The sequence below is a fragment of the Desulfovibrio porci genome (assembly GCF_009696265.1).
Classification (GTDB): Bacteria; Desulfobacterota; Desulfovibrionia; order Desulfovibrionales; family Desulfovibrionaceae; genus Desulfovibrio; species Desulfovibrio porci.
The window spans coordinates 56256-72372 of the sequence record NZ_VUMH01000006.1; the positions used below are offsets into that span (position 1 = coordinate 56256).

Genomic DNA, 16117 nt, shown 5'->3' on the forward strand with positions numbered 1-16117 from the left:
CTACACCTTCTGTACCTTGGCTTTGCCCAGAATGCCGTCGGGGCGGAAAATCAGAATCAGGATCAGAATGCCGAAGGCCAGAATATCTTCGTAGTTACCGGAGAAATAGCCGGTGGTGAAGCTCTCGGCCAGACCCAGCACAAGCCCGCCCACCATGGCTCCGGGAATGGAGCCGATGCCGCCGAGCACCGCCGCCGTGAAGGCTTTGAGACCAGCCAGAAAACCGATGCCGAAGTTGACCTGCCCCATGTGCGAGGCGATAAGCACGCCGCCCAGCGCGGCCAGGCCGGAGCCGATGATGAAGGTCAGGGAAATGATCCAGTCGGCGTTGATGCCCAGCAACAGGGCCATTTTACGGTTCTGGGCCGTGGCCCGCATGGCTTTGCCCATGCGCGTGTAGCGGATGAAGAGCGACAGGGAGACCATGGCCAGCGTGCTGACCAGAAGGATCAGAAAATCGCTGGGCCCCATGACGTAGTTGACGTATTCCAGAAATTCCATTTCCGGCAACAGGCGGGGGAAGGGCACGAAGTCGGAGGTCTGGGCCAGCAGCACGTAGTTCTGCAAAAAGATGGACATGCCGATGGCCGAAATCAGCGGGGAAAGGCGCGGCGCGCCGCGCAGGGGCTTGTAGGCCACCTTTTCCAGGGTGTAGCCGTAGGCGGCGCACCAGATCACGGCGGCCAGGGCGGCCACGACCAGAATGCCCCCGGCCGGGAAACCATATACGCCCAGAACCCCGGCCACCAGCAGGGCCGTGAAAGCGCCGAGCATATAGATTTCGCCGTGGGCGAAGTTGATGAGCTCAATGATGCCGTACACCAGAGTATAGCCCAAAGCGATCAGGGCGTAGATGCTGCCCCGGGTCAGTCCGCCGAAAAAGAGCTCTACGAAGAATTGGATGTCCATGCTTACCCGCACGCGGGCATGGGCCCGCCAGATTGCCGGAGCGCCGGCTGCCTGGTGAATGCTGCGAAGCGCCCGGAACATAAACCGCGCGCGCAATCGCCGCGCGCGGCGGACGCGGCACGGCCCGGAGGTCGCCGCACCGCCGCGGGGCGGAAAAGGGGCGCGGCGTGAGCCGCGTCCCGCCAGTGCTACTACTGCAACGTGATGCTGTGATCCAGCTCCACGAACTTGCCGTTTTTGACCTGGTAGATGGAAAGCGCCATACCGGCCGCGTCGCCCTTTTCGTTGAAGCTGATCTTGCCCAACGGCGTGTCCACCGGGTTGGTGCGCAGGGCTTCCTTGAGCTTGGCCGTGTCCGTGCCGCCCGTCTTTTCGATGGCCGCCAGCAGGCACTGGGCGGCGGCGTAGGCATTGTAGTAACCGAAGCCGGGCTCGCTGCCGTAGGCCTTGACGTGCGCTTCGCGCGCCTTTTTGTACTCGGGCAGGGTGCTGGTGTCCTTGGGATAGGAGGCGTAGACGCCTTCGCTGTCCTTGCCGGTCATTTTAAGGAAGGTTTCGTCCTTCACGCCGTCGGGGCCGATGAACGGGGTCGTCAGGCGGTCGCGGCGCATCTGCTGGATCAGCTTGGAAGCCACGGGCTGGTAGCCGCCGAAGACCACGATGTCGGGCTTGGCGCGGCGCAGCTTGCGCACCACGGCGGAAAAGTCCACGGCGTCCGGGGTGACGGCTTCAAAAAGCACGGTTTCCGCGCCGCCCTTTTCCATGAACACGCGGTTGTTGTCGGCAAAGCCCTTGCCGTAGTCGCCGTTGTCATGCAGGTAGGCGATTTTTTTGGCCTTCAGCTTGTTGAGCATGAAGTCGCTGGTCAGCCTGGCCTGCGCGTTGTCGTTGGCCACGGTGCGGAAAAAGAGCGGATTTTTGCCGTCCTCGGTCAGGCCGGGCGTGGTGGCCGTGGGAGAGACGGCGATGAGATTGGCTTCCTGGAACAGGGGCAGAGCGGCCTTGGTGGGGCCGGAGCAGATGGGGCCGATGACCACGCCGACCTTGTCGGAAATCAGCTTGGTGGCCGCGTTGGTAGCCATTTCGGGCTTGCACTGGTCGTCCTGGGAGATGACCTCCACCTTCTGGCCGAGCACGCCGCCCTTGGCGTTGGCTTCGTCCACGACGATCTTGGTGGCGTTCAGGCTGGGGACGCCATAGGAGGCAAGGTCGCCGGAATGAGCGCCCTGCACACCGATTTTAACGGGGTCCGCAGCCAGAGCGGGCGCGGTCAGCGCCACGCAGAAAGCCATTGCCGCAAGCCAGGTCATGCCTTTTTTCATCTGCTCCTCCTCCGAAAAAATGTGCATGCGGAGCGCGCTCCGCGAATGGATAGGGCCTTTCTATTGCATTATTGCGCGGATGCTGTCAATGCGGCCGCCGTTCCGGGCGCGGCGTCGCCGTTTTGTCATCTGTTCGTGACGCGCTCAACGCTGAAGGGGACTACTTCTGTGGAGCAAGTGAATCTGCTCCGGGCGACATTTACAACCAAGGTTGTTAGGGAGAACTGTTTCTGCTGATTCTGGTTTGTCTGATGATGCCGGCTGTGGACGCGTGCAACGATGCCGTGAATGTTGAAACCTGAAAAAAGCCGCGCGGCCCATTTCTGCCGCGCGGCTTTTTTCAGGTCAGGAGTTGCGTTCGCTTTTCTTTTTATGGCTGGAACGCAGATGGATGCGCATGGGCGCGTGGCTGATGCCGAAGATCTTGCGCAAGGCGCGTTCCAGGTAGCGGGTGTAGCTTTCCGGCACGCGTTCGGCGTCGCTGACGAAAAAGACAAAGGTCGGCGGCGCTGTTTCGGCCTGCGTAAGGTAGAAAAACTTGGCCCGCACCCGTTTGACCACTGGCGGCTGATGCTTGGCGAGCACTTCCTCCATGGCCCGGTTGAGCTGGCCGGTGGAGATACGCACCTGGCATTCTTCATGGATTTTTTGGGCCAGGGGCAGAATTTTTTTGAGTCCCGTTCCGGCCAGGGCCGAAACCGCCAGGATGGGCACATGCCCGCAGAAAGCCAGGGTTTCGGCCACATTTTTCTTGAGCGTGGCCAGGGCCTCGCGCGGCACCAGATCGCATTTGTTGATCAGGACCATAAAAGGAGTTTTGCGCGTGTCCAGCATGTCCATAAGCCGCTTGTCCTGCTGGCTTACGCCTTCGGTGGCGTCCAGGGTGAGCAGGGTCACGTCGACCTTGGTGCTGGATTTGATGGATGCGTTGACGGAAAATTTTTCCACGCTGTCGGTAATCCGGGTACGGCGGCGAACCCCGGCGGTGTCCACAAAGACGTAGTCCCGCCCGTCGCGGCGAAAGCGCACGTCCACGCTGTCGCGAGTGGTGCCGGCCACATCGGAAACGATCATCCGTTCCTCACCGGCCAGGGCATTGATCAAGGATGACTTGCCCGCGTTGGGGCGGCCCAGCATGGCCAGGCGCAGGGTCGGCGGGGCCGGGGGCTCGACGGCGGCTCCTTCGGGCAGCAGGGCGGCCAGATCCTCGCACAGGGCAGTGATGTTGTAGCCGTGCTCGGCGGAAACAGGCAGCAGGGGAAAGCCCAGCCGGTGGAATTCGGCCATCTGCTCGTCCTCGCGTTCCATGCCGTCCACCTTGTTGACCACGCAGAGAGTGGGCAGGCCCATGCGCCGCACATGCGCGGCCAGATATTCGTCCAGGGGCAGAAGGCCGTCGCGCCCGTCCACCACAAAGGCCACGGCGGCGGCTCCGGCCAGAGCGGCCTCGGCCTGGGCCAGGATGTCCCGCTCAAAGCCCCGGATGCCCGCGGGGCCCTCGGTCACGGCGGCATGCGCGTCCAGAGTGATGCCGCCGGTATCCACAATGCCGAAGGAGGGCAGGCCCTTGCGGCGCACCAAGCCTTCCATGCGGTCGCGCGTGACGCCGGGCCTGTCGTGGGTGATGGCCCGGTTGCTGCGAATCAGGCGGTTGAACAGGGTGGACTTGCCCACATTGGGGCGGCCCACCAGGACGATGTACGGAAGAGAGTCGGACACGGCGTTCCCTTGGTAGAGCGGCGGGCTGATGGCCGCCGGAATATTTTTCGGTGTAAAGGAACTTATATATCTTCATTTCCGGCCAAAGGAAAGCTTCCGGCCCCGGGAACTTCCGGGCGGAGGTCCGCCGGGACGGTCATGATTTCCGGCAGCACGCCCACGGCATGCTCTCCGGTCCAGTCCGGCAGGCAGGCGAACACGCGGCCGCCGGGCAGGATCACGCGTAAGGCGTGCAGGCGCATGGGGCCAGTTTGGGCGCGGCGCTCCGGCGGACCGTATTTGGCGTCGCCCAGCACGGGATGGCCCAGACTTGCCAGTTGTACCCTGATCTGATGAGTCCGGCCGGTGAACAGGCGGACCAGCAGTAGACTTTCGTGCCCGCGCACGCGCAGGGGCCGGACCAGGCAGAGGGCCTCACGGGCCTGTTCTTTCGTACCGACGCCCACGCTGCGCATTTTTTCATAGCCGTGCTCCGGTTCCTTGCACAGATGGTGGCGCAGCAGCCGGGTTTCGGCCCAAGACCAGCGTCCATGCACCCAGACCACATATTCTTTGATCAGGGCGCGCTCGCGGATGGCCTCCTGAAGCCGGCGCAGGGCCTCGAAGCTGGCGGCCACCAGCAGGATGCCGGAAGTATCCTTGTCCAGCCGGTGGGCGGGCGTGGGCTTGAAGGCGGCCTGGGCGTAGCGGGCGGCAAGGCGGGTGGCCAGGCTGTCGCTGTGCCCGGTGCCCGGATGGGTCGGCAGACCGGCGGGCTTGAACAAAGCCCAGATGGGGCCTTCCGTCCCCACCACGGGCGGCAGGGGAACGGCGGCGTTCTGATCCGGTTCGGGCGGGGTGGAGGCCGGGTTCGCCGTTCCGATCGGCGCGGCCCCGCTCTGGGCAGCCATTTTCAGGGCAAAGGGCGGCAGGCGGACCATGTCGCCCGTTTGCACGCGCGCAAAGGGCTTGCAGCGGCCGCCATTGAGCCGCACCTGGCCGGTGCGTATCCAGCGGTGCAGCAATGTGGGCGGCAGATTGAGCCGCCGTTGCAGGAACTGAAGTATTTTCTGGCCGCTTTCCGCCTCGCCCACCACAGGGATGCCCTGATGGTCAGGCGCGGGGTCGGGATCTGAAGGAATATCGTCCGATGGCATGGCCGGATTGTGGCCCAAAGGCGCGCCCGCCGTCAAGAGGGCGCGCCGCTTCAGGCGTAGCGGCAATCCTCAAGGCTGATGGTCACGTTTTTGTTGCGCTCGATCCAGTCCTTGATTTTTTCATGGGACGCGCGGCGGTGGGCGTGCTTGTGGCGCAGCATTTCCCTGTCCGCTTCCACCAGGGTCCGGGAAAGCGGCATGTCCACATTTTCGGCGCTGGCGCAGCCGAAGGCCAGCAGCAGGGGCATGGCGGCGGGATCGCTGTTGTGTTCCTCAAAGCTGCGCTGCATCTGGAACAGAATCTTTTGGGCGGCTCTTTCGGGACAGCCGGGAAGCAGAATCGTGTATTCATCGCCGCCCATGCGGGCGATGCAGTCCGTGGCCCGCAGGGAGCGCCGCAGCAGCAGGGCCGCGTTGATCAGCAGCGTGTCGCCGGTGGAATGTCCCAGGTAGTCGTTGATCAGTTTGAGGCCGTTGACGTCGCAGGAGATGACGCTCACCGGGCGGATGCGATTCTGTTCGATGCGCTCCACTTCCTTGTTGAAAAAAGTGCGGCTGCGCAGGCCGGTGAGCGCGTCGTTTCTGACCAGGTCCTCCAGCTTGGCCCGGTCCCCCTGGGTGGCCGTGATATCCGTGTGCAGGCCCACCAGGCGCGTGGCCCTGCCGTTGGCGTCGCGGTGAGTCACGTAGCCGCGCCCCAGTATCCAGGCCCAGGTGCCGTCCGCGCGCATCAGGCGGTAAGTGCACTCAAAGGAGTCACCGTAGCGGGGCGATTCCACCAGGGCCGCCTGCGGGGGCACGATTTTGTGGATATCATCCGGGTGGATTTTCTTTTTCCAGGTTTCAAGATCTCCGGAGAATTGTTCCGCGGTATAGCCCAGCATGGAGAGGTAGCGGGGGCTGTAGTAGACCTCGTCGGTGGCGGCGTCCCAATCCCAGAGGCCGTCGCCGGCGGCGTTGATGGCCAGCAGCAGGCGGCCCGCGTCCTGGGAGCTGTCCCGCGCGGAAGCGCTGGTGGCGTCGATGCGTTGCAGGCTGCCCGCCAGCTCCGTGGCGCGCCCGTCGGCGTCGCGTTCCAGCACCGCGCCGTGCAGGGCGAAACGCGCGTATTCGCCGTTTTCAAGGCGGATGCGCAAGAGGTCTTCAATGCCGTCGCCCCACTGGGATTGTTCCAGTGGAAGCTGATAGCGGCAGGTGGAGGCGCCTCCCTCCTCCGGATGCAGGCGTTGCCGCCACTGCTCCGGAGTGATGACCATCGGCCGGGCGTCGGCGTAGCCGAGCAGGGCCGCACAGCGGCCGTCCATGCGTATGGTTCGTTTGGGCAGGGAACACTGCCAGTAGCCCGTATCCGGCGCGCCCGCGCTGGCGGACGTCACGGGCGGGCGGTAGGCCAGCGTCCCGGACACGCTGTACTGGCCGACGGCGCGCACGGCGCGGCCCTCGGAATTCCGTTCCACCACCAGCAGGCTGGCGCGGACCATCAGATCATCAAAAGGAAAGACCATCTCCAGCATGGGGCCGTTGGCCCCGCTCAGAACGCCTTCCAGCAGTTCATGCAGCGCAGGCAGGCAGTCGGGCGGAATGTGGGCGGCGAAAGCCGCCATGGTGGCCGGGACATCATTTTCAAGGCGTAACTTGAGGCGGGCTCCCTCGCTCAGAAAAAGCATATCCGTGGGAATATGCCATTCCCACAGGGGATCGGATGTGTCGAGCTGTATCTGATATCCGATGGAACCACGCGCGTCGTGTGCCATAACCAGAACCTGTGTTACGTCTTTAGGGTTGCTTTGGGGGAAAAGGTAGCCCTCATACCGTAAACATTAATTCCGGGCAAGCCTTGGATGGCGGCCTTTTCCGGATAACCGGCAGGCGCCCGGCAGGAGACTTAAATCTCATGCTATGCTGTGGCGGCGGCCAAGTCCAGTCAAGAATGGCAGACGGGTCCGCCATTATCCTTCCGCTCAAGCACAGGCTGTCGGTTTTTTGTCCGGTGCACTGGCAAATCCAACATAACGGCGGAGCGGCTGAAGAGGGCGACGGGCAGCCTCGCGAAGCGCTATATCTCGTGTTCGTGCGGCTCGTTGCCCAGAGGATGGGCGTGCATGTGGGCGTGGGCGAAGGACGGGGCGCAAGAGGTGAGGCGGCCGTCCAGAATGGTCAGATATTCCGTGGAGGTTTGGGCCAGAAAGTCCCAGTCGTGGGAAATGGTGATCCGGGCTGTGGAAAGGCCGCGCAGGATATCAATGATCCGTTGGCGCGCGTCGTTGTCCAGACCGTTGGTGGGTTCGTCCAGCAGCAGGGCTTCGGGCCGCATGGCCAGCACGGTGGCCAGGGAGATCAGTTTTTTTTCGCCGCCGGACAGGCGGTGGGTGAGGCGTTGTTCAAAACCCGCAAGCCCGAGATCCTCCAAGGTTTCCAGAGCGCGTTGACGGGCTTTGCCGGGCGTGAGCCCCAGATTGAGCGGGCCGAAGGCCACATCTTCCAGCACGGTGGGGAAAAAAAGCTGGTCCTCGGCGTGCTGGAGCACGAATCCCACCTTGCAGCGCAGTTCGCGGAAATCTTTTTCACGGCTGAGGATCTGCCCGTGAAAGCGGACCATACCCCGCTGTGGCCGGGCCAGCCCTGTGATACAGCGGAAAAATGTGGTTTTGCCGCTGCCGTTGGGACCGTACAGACCGACCTTTTGCGCCGGAAAAAGAGCGAAATTCACATCGCGCAGCACTGTTCTCGGCTTCCCGTCACGCGCATAGGCGAAGTCGACGTGCTCCAGACTGAAGATGGCTTCCCCGTCAACGTGGGAAGCAACGGGTTCAGACATGCGGCCCTCCTTTCCACTCCGTCCAGGCGATGCCCGCCAGGCAGAGCAGCAGGCCCAGGGCAAACAGCGCGTCCACGGGTCGGGCGCGGAAGACGGTCACGGAGCGGAAGCGGCCCTCAAAGCCGCGCAGCAGCATGGCTTCGCGCACGCGTAGCGAGCGTTCGTACGCGCGCACCAGGAGCAGGCCCAGCAGGGAGGCCAGGGTGCGGTAGGTGTGCAGATCGGTGCGCGGCCTGAAACCGCGCAGGCGCGCGGCCACGTTGAGCGTCTGCCATTCCGAGGCGAGCACGTGCACGTAGCGGCCCGTAAACAGAAAGAGAAACACGAGCTTGCGGGGACAACGCAGCCGCTCCAGGGCGTGGCCCACGGTGGGCGAATCCATGCCGGCCACCAGGGCCAGAAAGACGCAGACAATGGCGTTGGATTTGATGCTCACCAGCAGGGACAGGCGCACGCCCTCGGCGCTGATGGCGAACACGCCCCATTGGGCCAGAACCGTGCCCGGCGTGGTCCAGGGCGTCACGCACCAGAGAAAGAGAATGAAAATGTTCACCGCCGCCAGCCGACGCAACAGAGGCGATAGCGGCGGGCGCGAAATCGCCAGCAGCGCCGCGCCCAGAGCCAGACCCAGCCAGCAGGCCGTCAGGTCCTTCAGCAATGCCAGACAGACGGCGGTCAGAGCGGCGAGCGCCAGGCGCACGCGCGGGTCAATGGCCTGAAAAGGCGAAGGACGGACAAAGGGCTGGTCGAACACAAGGTAATTTTTTTATTCCGGTTTCAGAGAAAAAAGCGCTCTGCCGCGCGTTCCGAAAGCGGGCGGCAGGGCCGGTCCGGCCTTGTCATTACCCGCGCCGCCCCTTGAAGTAAAGGCCTATGCCCGCCAGACCCAGAATCCAGCCGATGCCGCCGATGATGTCGCGCAGGCTGGGACCGGCATTGACCTGGGCCGCCAGATCACGCCGGATGGGCCCCAGCTTGGCGTCCAGAGCCGCGTTGACGATGGCGCGCACCTCGTCCGGCGTGGCGGAGGGGCCGGTTCGCGTCAGCGCCGGGGCCGCCGGGGCGGAAGGCGCGGCGGCTGTGGCAGAATCCGCCGCGCCTTGGGGTCTGTCCGCCCCGTCCACCTTTTCCAGGGGGCTTGCCGTGGGTGCGGCCGCGCCGGAAAATTCGGAGGCATCCATGGTCCAGTCGTTCTGATGGCCTTCGCCCGCGGCAATCTGCATGCGCAGGCCATGACCGGCGCGCGCCGCCGCAGGCACGGGAAAGCTGAAACGCCCGTTGTCGTCGGTGTGGCCCCGCAGCAGTTCCTTGCCGTCCGTGACGTCAAAAACCGTGACCAGACCGTTCTTGACCGGCGAACTGCGGTTGAAGCCGCATTCCACCATGACGCTGTCGCCCTCCAGCCAGGCGAAGATATTGACCCTGTGGGCCTGGGCCGGAGCCGGAAGCAGCAGCGCGGCCAGCAGCAACAGCGGCACAAGGGCGGCCGCCGGGCGGCGCGGGAAAAACGAAAGGATGTTGTTCATGGCGGATTCCTTTAACAACGGCAAGGGCGTTCAGGCGCGCGCGGTTTGGAACATTTCGGGACGCACGCGATGAATAAAGACCACGGTGAACATGGTGATCAGGCCTTCCGCCAGCATGACGGGCAGATGGGCCAGAAGCAGCAATTGCGCGGCGGCCCGGAAGCCCTCGCTGGTGAAAGCCAGGGCCAGGGCGGTGAGCACGGCGGCCAGGGCCACGCCCAGCACGCCGCCGCAGAAGGCAGCCGCGCGGATGCCCGCCGGGCCGGGCCAGATATGAATGACGCCCCGGTAACAGTACCAGGCCAGCACGCTGGAAAAACCCATGGTGAAGGTGTTCACGCCCAGTACGGTGAGACCGCCGAACTGAAAGAGCAGAGCCTGCAGCAGCAGCGCCGTCAGAATGGCGGGAAAAGCCGCCCAGCCCAGCAGTACGCCCACCAGGCCGTTGAGGATCAGGTGAACGCTGGAAAAGCCGACGGGGACATGGATCAGCGAACCCACGAAAAAGGCCGCCGAAAGAATGCCCACGGTCATCAGCCGGTCATAATCCAGTTTACGCAGGCCGATGGCCGTGCCCGCCGCCGCCAGAACCGCGCCCGCGCCGAGCACGGCCGGGGAAAGGACGCCTTCCGCGATATGCATGCTGTTTCCTTGCGGCAGTTTCGCGCCGGGCCGGGGAGCGTCCCCCGCCGGTCCGGCGCGGAAGAGCGGTCGCTTTTACTTGGTTTTGGGAGCCGCAAATTCCAGCCAGAGCACCGCGCCCAGTTCCACGGACTTGGCTTCGCCCTTGTAATCCATCTTTTCCTTGGCCGTGTTCAGGGCCGCGAAGCCCCACCAGCCAGCCCAGGGCACGCCGTAGGAAAACACGCCGTTTTCGTCGGCCTTGACCACCTGGGTGACAAAATATTCATTGGGCGGCACATGTCCCTTGGTCCTGTTGTAGGATTCCACTTCCACTTCCGCGCCGGGCACGGGTTTGCCGTCCAGCAGCACGCGGCCCTGAAAGACGTTGCCCGCATAATTGCCGAAAGGCCGGGTCAGGGGTACGATTTCCGTCTTCAGGCCCAGGGCTTCGTCCCAGCCTTCCTCGCCGCCGAAGGCGGCCACGGCGGTTTTGGCATAGTGGACGATGTAGCAGTCCTCGGCGGGTTCGAAGTAGGGTTCGGGTTCCACGGCGAACTGGTAGACGCCGGGCTTTTTGATCTTGAAGGCGGCCTGCCAGGCCTTGTGCCCCATGATCGCGGTGGGCTTGAGGCTGGCCTTGAGATCCTCGGTTTTGCCGTCCAGGGTGACGGTGAAGGCTTTGGGCGCGGCCATGTCCATGCCCTGCATTTCCATGGGGTGGGAGAACGAAATATCCAGTTTCAGATCAGCGTCTTTTTTTTCCGTCACCGTGGCGGTGGAGGGAATGACCATGCCGAAATGCGCCTCGGCCTGCGTGGCGACACAGAACAACAGGGCCAGGCTTGCGCAGCAGATTTTCCACATAATCTCGTCCTTTTTGGCTTGGAATGGCGGCGGTTTCCGACACGGATTCCGCCCTTGCTTGCATATGCGAAGTTATAGTAGCACAAATTTTTAAAAAGTAGCAATAAATAATTGCGGCAATCCCGGTCGTGCCGTATTCGCATACGCGCCGGACATTGCCTTGCCGGGGCGGGGCGACTAAAAATATCCGCGGGAGGTGGAAAGAATGCGTTGCCTTGTCTTACAACATGTGGCTTTTGAATCTCTGGGCGTTTTTGCCGGACCGCTGGAAGAGGCGGGCTATACGGTCAGCTATGTCCAGGCCGGGCTTGCGCCCCTGGACAAGCGGGAATGGCTGGACGCCGAGCTGGCCGTGATCCTGGGCGGTCCCATCGGCGTGGATCAGGTGGACGTTTACCCCTTTTTGCGCTTGGAACTGGATTTAACCAAAGCCCGTCTGGCTTCGGGCCGCCCCTTGCTGGGCGTCTGCCTGGGCGCGCAGCTGATGGCCGCGGCGCTCGGCGCGCGGGTTTACGCCGGGCGCGGCAAGGAAATCGGCTGGGGCGCGCTGGAGCTGACCCCGGCCGGGCAACGCGGGCCGCTGGCCGAACTGGAGGACGCCCCGGTGCTGCACTGGCACGGCGACACCTTTGATCTGCCCGCCGGAACGGAACTGCTGGCCTCCAGCGCCATGACGCCGCATCAGGCCTTCCGCGCCGGACGCGGGCAACTGGCCCTGCAATTCCACCCCGAGGCGGACGCGACGCGCATGGAAACCTGGCTCATCGGACATTGCTGTGAACTGGCCCAGGCCGGTCTGGACCCCCGGCGCATCCGGGAAGACGCCCTGCGCCTGGGCGCGGCGGCGCGCCGGGCCGGTCAGGCCTTTTTCCGGCGCTGGCTGGCCGAGGAGACGGTATGAAAAACGCCCCGAACGGGGCGTTTTTCAGTAAGTTATCGCGTTTTTTATTATTGCGGGAGCAGCTTGGCGTAATCGGCGCTCTTGACGTTCTTCTTGATGAAATTCAGCGCTTCCTTCTGGTTTCCGGCCAGGGAGCTGACCATGAACACGTCGCCCTGAACGGCCACCCAGGCCTGACAGGGCACTTCCTGCTGAGTGAAGTTGAAGGTGTACTGGCCGTTCTTTTCCACCGGGGGCTTTTCCGCCTTGAACTGGGTGGCGAACATCCCGGCAATGGTTTTGGCGTCGGCGCCGCTGCTGGGGCCCACCACCATGGTGACGGAAACGCCGCTCGTGTTTTTGGCGAAGACGGCGCTGGTGATGCCCTGGTTTTCCGTGGGCGGCATGATAACCTTCCAGTCGTCAGGCATATTGACCGTAAAATATTTGGTGCTCAACTCCTCGGCCATGGCGGGCAGGGCCAGCAGCATAATGAACACAAAAGCCGCAAATTTTTTCAACATGAACGTTTCTCCTGCGAGTGATGCGCCTGCGTACAAGGCTGGCAGTCAATGCTGCGCGGCGGCCGGCAAAACATATCGTCCGCCGCCAAGGCCCCGGACGCCGGGCCTGTTGCCGTTCTATCCAATGCCTGTTGAAAAGACAAGTGAACCCTTGGGGACCGGCCGGAAAGACCGCTCCGCTCAATGCCGCCCGAGACCGGCGGCCTCCTTGCCCAGAGCGAAGCCCTTGCCCAGCGGCGCGCCCAGGTTCCAGTAAGTTCTGCTTACGGGCGCGAAGAGCAGCGGATTGATCAGGGCCGGGTCCGGTTTGCCCTTGGCGTCCAGGCAGTCCTCGCGGATTTTCACGTCCAGGACTTCGCCGATGAAGAAGGTGTGCGTGCCCAGATCATGGTGCTCGCGCAGGCGCAGTTCCAGCACGGCCGGGCATTCGGCCGCATAGGGCGCGTCCGCCAGACTGCCCTTGACGGGCGTAAAGTCCAGCAATTCGAATTTGTCCGTATCCCGGCCCGAGCGCATTCCGGCGGCGTCGGCTCTGGCGGCCATGTCGGCCGAGGGGATGCTGATGGTGAAGGCCTGACGCTCCAGAATGGAATCATGGCTCCAGCGCTCATGGGCGATGCCCACGCCTACGCAGGGCGGACGCGAGCAACAGATGCCCGCCCAGGCGGCGGTCATGATATTGGGGCGGCCGTCACGGTCATAACTGCCGATGAGAAAGGCGGGCGCGGGCAAAGCAAAGGGCAGGGGCCCCAGCGAGGTAAACATGGCGAACTCCTTGTCTGAGAGCTGTTTCCGAATGGTCGTTGCTTGAGGCGGCGGACTTGCGGGCCGGACGGAGACGGCACGCGGCGTCCGGAAACAGCTCCCGGGATGAGCAAACTCAGCGGACCACGAGACGATCCGCCTCACTAAATTACGCTCCGGCCGCGCGGGCGGCAAGGGTTTATCCTCCGAACGCCGGAGGCCGACAGCGCTTTCCCCTTTCTGCCCGCTCCAAACAGAATGCGTCTATCCTTCTCCGAGCGCCTGCTCCAGGTCGGCCAGGATGTCGTCAATATGCTCAATGCCGATGGACAGGCGCACGGTATTGGGCCGGATGCCGGTCTCGGCCAGTTCCGCCGGGCTGAGTTGGGCGTGGGTGGTGGACGCCGGATGGATGACCAGCGATTTGACGTCCGCTACGTTGGCCAGCAGGGAAAAGATGCGCAGCCGGTCGATGCAGGACCTGGCCTCGGCCGCGCCGCCCTTGACCTCAAAGCTGAAAATGGAGCCGCCGCCGTGGGGAAAGTATTTTTTGTACAGGGCGTGGCTGGGGCTTTCCGGCAGGCAGGGATGATTGACGCGCTCCACGCGCGGGTGGCCGCGCAGAAAATCCACCACGGCCAGCGCGTTACGCACATGACGTTCCACCCGCAGGGAGAGGGTTTCCAGGCCCTGCAAAAAGAGAAAGGCGTGCAGCGGGGCCAGGGTCGCGCCCATATCTCGCAGCAGGATGGCCCGCGCCCGCGCGGCAAAGGCCGCCGGTCCGGCGGCTTGCGTAAAGCTCAGGCCGTGGTAGCTGGGGTCCGGCTCGCTGAACTGGGGGAATTTGCCCGAAGCCGCCCAGTCGAAGCGTCCGCCGTCCACGATCACGCCGCCCAAGGCCGCGCCGTGTCCGCCCATGAATTTGGTGGCCGAGTGCACCACGATGTCCGCGCCGTGTTCCAGCGGCCGCAGCAGCCAGGGCGTGGCGAAGGTATTGTCGATGACCAGGGGGATGCCGTGGCTGTGGGCCAGCCCGGCCAGGGCCTCGATATCCACGATATTGCTGTGGGGATTGCCCAGGCTTTCGATGTAAACGGCCCTGGTTTCGGGCCGGATGGCCTTGGCGAAGGAGCCGGGCTCGTCCGGATCCGCGAAGCTGGTTTCAATGCCCCAGTTTTTCAGGGTATGGGCCAGCAGGTTGTAGGTGCCGCCGTAGAGGGTCTTTTCCGCCACGATGTGTCGGCCAGTGCCGGTCAGGTTGAGCAGGGCGTAACTGACCGCCGCCGCGCCGCTGGCCGTGGCCAGGGCCGCGACCCCGCCTTCCAGGGCGGCCACGCGCCGTTCAAAGGCCTCCTGGGTGGGATTGGTCAGTCGGCTGTAGATATTGCCGGGTTCGCTCAGATTGAAGCGGGCCTCGGCGTGATCGCAATCGTCAAAGACATAGGACGTGGTCTGGTAAATGGGCACGGCCCTGGCGCCGCTGGCCGGATCGGCCCGTTCCTGACCGGCGTGGACTTGCAGGGTTTCAAAATGCAGGGGGCGGGTAGCGCTCATGGGCTGGCTCCGGGCTGGGCTGTGGTTGGGAAGGGCCGCGAATAACCATATTCATAGTAAATCAATATGAATTATTCTGACCCGGAACACGGCGCGCTGTCAAGAAAAAAGCGCGTCGGGCATGCCGTGCGGGCGTTGCGGCCCGCAAGCCTGAAGCGTAAGCTGATTGCCGCCGGGCAGCGGCCCGGCCAACATCGGACAACAGCAAGCGAGGCCATATGAAGGCGGAAATCATCTCCGTGGGCACCGAGCTTTTGCTTGGTCATACCATCAACACCGACGCGGCCCATGTGGCGCGCGAACTTTCGGCGCTGGGCGTGGACCTGCTGCACGCCCATGTGGTGGGCGACAATGCGGGACGTCTGGAGGACGCGCTGCGTGAAGCCCTGACGCGCAGCGACCTGGTCATCACTACCGGCGGCCTGGGTCCCACGGACGACGATCTGACCAAGGAAACAGTGGCCCGCGTGACCGGCGCTCCGCTGGAGGAACACGCGGCCAGCCTGGAACAGCTCAGGGAATATTTCGGCAGCCGCCCCATGAGCGCCAACCAGCGCAAGCAGGCTTTTCTGCCGCGCGGGTCCGTGGCCTTCCCCAATGCCGTGGGCACCGCGCCGGGCTGCGCCGTGCCCGCCGGGGACGGCAAGTTCGTGATCCTGCTGCCCGGCCCGCCCTCGGAGCTGCTGCCCATGCTGCGGGAGCACGTAACGCCCTTTTTGCAGCGCTATGCCCACGGGGCCATCGCTTCCTTCATGGTGCACACCTTCGGCATCGGCGAAGGCGCGGCGGAGCTGCGCATCAAGGACCTGACCGGCGGCGCCAACCCTACGGCCGCCACCTACGCCACCGAGGGTGAAATGTTCGTGCGGGTCACGGCCAAGGCCGCAGACGCCGCCGCTGCCGAAGCCTTGGCCGCTCCCCTGGTGGAAGCCGTGCGCGAACGTTTGGGCGACGTGGTCTACGGCGTGAATGTTTCCAGTCTGGAAAGCGTGGTTCTGCCGGAACTGATCCGCCGTGGGCAGACTCTGGTCACGGCGGAATCCTGCACCGGCGGCCTGCTGGCCAAGAAAATCACGGACCAGCCCGGCGCGTCGGCGGTTTTCGGCACGGGCCTGGTGACCTATGCCAATGAAGCCAAAATGCGTTTGCTGGGCGTGCCCGAGGATATGCTGCGCGCGCACGGAGCCGTGAGCCCGGAGGTGGCCCGCTGCATGGCCGAAAATGCGCGCACGCGCTACAACGGCGACTTCGGCCTGGGCATTACGGGCATTGCCGGGCCGGACGGCGGCACGCCCGGAAAGCCCGTGGGTCTGGTCTACATCGCCCTCAGCGCCGCGGACGGCGTCTGGCTGCGCGTCATGCGCCCGCAGGGCCGCTATCTTGGCCGGGACTGGACCCGCAACCGGGCCGCCGGCCATGCCTTGGATCTGTTGCGGCGCTATCTCTTCGGCCTGCCCATGAATCCGGATTAAGGCCTGAACCGCTGTTCCCATATCG

Annotated in this window: 15 protein-coding genes; 2 read left to right on the plus strand and 13 right to left on the minus strand. The window is 64.1% G+C overall.

Annotated features, from left to right (window positions below; all coding sequences use genetic code 11):
* The 10 genes from FYJ44_RS07320 to FYJ44_RS07365 form a co-directional block, all read right to left on the minus strand.
* Positions 1-909, minus strand: a complete 909-nt coding sequence (locus FYJ44_RS07320; RefSeq protein ID WP_154510731.1) for a branched-chain amino acid ABC transporter permease — start codon at positions 907-909, stop codon at positions 1-3.
* Positions 910-1100: 191 nt separating this feature from the next.
* Complete coding sequence (locus FYJ44_RS07325) at positions 1101-2231, minus strand: branched-chain amino acid ABC transporter substrate-binding protein (protein WP_154510733.1); 1131 nt, start codon at positions 2229-2231, stop codon at positions 1101-1103.
* A 345-nt stretch (positions 2232-2576) separates the two neighbouring features.
* Positions 2577-3950, minus strand: a complete 1374-nt coding sequence (der, locus tag FYJ44_RS07330) for a ribosome biogenesis GTPase Der (protein ID WP_288229915.1) — start codon at positions 3948-3950, stop codon at positions 2577-2579.
* Between the two features lie 62 nt (positions 3951-4012).
* Positions 4013-5086 carry an RluA family pseudouridine synthase gene (locus tag FYJ44_RS07335; protein WP_154510735.1) on the minus strand — a complete coding sequence of 358 codons (1074 nt, stop codon included), beginning with the start codon at positions 5084-5086 and terminating at the stop codon, positions 4013-4015.
* Between the two features lie 50 nt (positions 5087-5136).
* Positions 5137-6840, minus strand: a complete 1704-nt coding sequence (locus FYJ44_RS07340; protein WP_154510737.1) for a sensor domain-containing diguanylate cyclase — start codon at positions 6838-6840, stop codon at positions 5137-5139.
* Between the two features lie 302 nt (positions 6841-7142).
* Entirely contained in the window at positions 7143-7904 is a 762-nt protein-coding gene (locus tag FYJ44_RS07345) for an energy-coupling factor ABC transporter ATP-binding protein (RefSeq protein WP_154510739.1), read from the minus strand.
* Entirely contained in the window at positions 7897-8658 is a 762-nt protein-coding gene (gene cbiQ / locus FYJ44_RS07350) for a cobalt ECF transporter T component CbiQ (RefSeq protein ID WP_288229918.1), read from the minus strand. The genes FYJ44_RS07345 and cbiQ overlap by 8 nt, the downstream gene beginning before the upstream one ends.
* A gap of 88 nt (positions 8659-8746) precedes the next feature.
* Positions 8747-9430, minus strand: coding sequence for a NikL family nickel/cobalt ECF transporter subunit (locus FYJ44_RS07355; protein WP_195840971.1), 684 nt, complete (start codon positions 9428-9430; stop codon positions 8747-8749).
* 30 nt (positions 9431-9460) lie between these two features.
* Positions 9461-10072: a cobalt transporter CbiM gene (gene cbiM / locus FYJ44_RS07360; RefSeq protein WP_154510741.1), complete on the minus strand. Its 612-nt coding sequence runs from the start codon at positions 10070-10072 to the stop codon at positions 9461-9463.
* 75 nt (positions 10073-10147) lie between these two features.
* Positions 10148-10918: a DUF4198 domain-containing protein gene (locus tag FYJ44_RS07365; RefSeq protein ID WP_154510743.1), complete on the minus strand. Its 771-nt coding sequence runs from the start codon at positions 10916-10918 to the stop codon at positions 10148-10150.
* Positions 10919-11123: 205 nt separating this feature from the next.
* On the opposite strand from FYJ44_RS07365, the gene FYJ44_RS07370 reads away from it, so the two are divergent.
* The gene (locus FYJ44_RS07370; RefSeq protein WP_154510745.1) at positions 11124-11819 is read left to right on the plus strand and encodes a glutamine amidotransferase; all 696 of its coding nucleotides are present in this window, start codon (positions 11124-11126) and stop codon (positions 11817-11819) included.
* Between the two features lie 47 nt (positions 11820-11866).
* On the opposite strand, the gene FYJ44_RS07375 is transcribed toward FYJ44_RS07370, so the two are convergent.
* The 3 genes from FYJ44_RS07375 to FYJ44_RS07385 all read right to left on the minus strand — a co-directional run bounded on the left by FYJ44_RS07375 (position 11867) and on the right by FYJ44_RS07385 (position 14620).
* A complete protein-coding gene (locus FYJ44_RS07375; RefSeq protein WP_154510747.1) occupies positions 11867-12322 on the minus strand; it encodes a hypothetical protein in 456 nt (151 codons plus the stop codon).
* A gap of 180 nt (positions 12323-12502) precedes the next feature.
* A complete protein-coding gene (locus FYJ44_RS07380) occupies positions 12503-13087 on the minus strand; it encodes a flavin reductase family protein (RefSeq protein ID WP_154510749.1) in 585 nt (194 codons plus the stop codon).
* Positions 13088-13330: 243 nt separating this feature from the next.
* Positions 13331-14620 (minus strand): O-acetylhomoserine aminocarboxypropyltransferase/cysteine synthase family protein, encoded by a 1290-nt coding sequence (locus FYJ44_RS07385; protein WP_154510751.1) that lies wholly within the window; start codon positions 14618-14620, stop codon positions 13331-13333.
* A 218-nt stretch (positions 14621-14838) separates the two neighbouring features.
* On the opposite strand from FYJ44_RS07385, the gene FYJ44_RS07390 reads away from it, so the two are divergent.
* Positions 14839-16092 carry a competence/damage-inducible protein A gene (locus FYJ44_RS07390; protein ID WP_154510753.1) on the plus strand — a complete coding sequence of 418 codons (1254 nt, stop codon included), beginning with the start codon at positions 14839-14841 and terminating at the stop codon, positions 16090-16092.
* Positions 16093-16117: the final 25 nt, after the last annotated feature.

What these genes read in the sequence shown, in the direction of transcription:
- FYJ44_RS07365 (WP_154510743.1), bottom strand. Translation starts at nt 10,918, where the DNA reads ATGTGGAAAATCTGCTGCGCAAGCCTGGCCCTGTTGTTCTGTGTCGCC.
- FYJ44_RS07340 (WP_154510737.1), bottom strand. Translation starts at nt 6,840, where the DNA reads ATGGCACACGACGCGCGTGGTTCCATCGGATATCAGATACAGCTCGAC.
- FYJ44_RS07375 (WP_154510747.1), bottom strand. Translation starts at nt 12,322, where the DNA reads ATGTTGAAAAAATTTGCGGCTTTTGTGTTCATTATGCTGCTGGCCCTG.
- FYJ44_RS07320 (WP_154510731.1), bottom strand. Translation starts at nt 909, where the DNA reads ATGGACATCCAATTCTTCGTAGAGCTCTTTTTCGGCGGACTGACCCGG.
- FYJ44_RS07335 (WP_154510735.1), bottom strand. Translation starts at nt 5,086, where the DNA reads ATGCCATCGGACGATATTCCTTCAGATCCCGACCCCGCGCCTGACCAT.
- FYJ44_RS07370 (WP_154510745.1), top strand. Translation starts at nt 11,124, where the DNA reads ATGCGTTGCCTTGTCTTACAACATGTGGCTTTTGAATCTCTGGGCGTT.
- FYJ44_RS07355 (WP_195840971.1), bottom strand. Translation starts at nt 9,430, where the DNA reads ATGAACAACATCCTTTCGTTTTTCCCGCGCCGCCCGGCGGCCGCCCTT.
- FYJ44_RS07385 (WP_154510751.1), bottom strand. Translation starts at nt 14,620, where the DNA reads ATGAGCGCTACCCGCCCCCTGCATTTTGAAACCCTGCAAGTCCACGCC.
- FYJ44_RS07345 (WP_154510739.1), bottom strand. Translation starts at nt 7,904, where the DNA reads ATGTCTGAACCCGTTGCTTCCCACGTTGACGGGGAAGCCATCTTCAGT.
- FYJ44_RS07325 (WP_154510733.1), bottom strand. Translation starts at nt 2,231, where the DNA reads ATGAAAAAAGGCATGACCTGGCTTGCGGCAATGGCTTTCTGCGTGGCG.
- FYJ44_RS07380 (WP_154510749.1), bottom strand. Translation starts at nt 13,087, where the DNA reads ATGTTTACCTCGCTGGGGCCCCTGCCCTTTGCTTTGCCCGCGCCCGCC.
- cbiM (WP_154510741.1), bottom strand. Translation starts at nt 10,072, where the DNA reads ATGCATATCGCGGAAGGCGTCCTTTCCCCGGCCGTGCTCGGCGCGGGC.
- FYJ44_RS07390 (WP_154510753.1), top strand. Translation starts at nt 14,839, where the DNA reads ATGAAGGCGGAAATCATCTCCGTGGGCACCGAGCTTTTGCTTGGTCAT.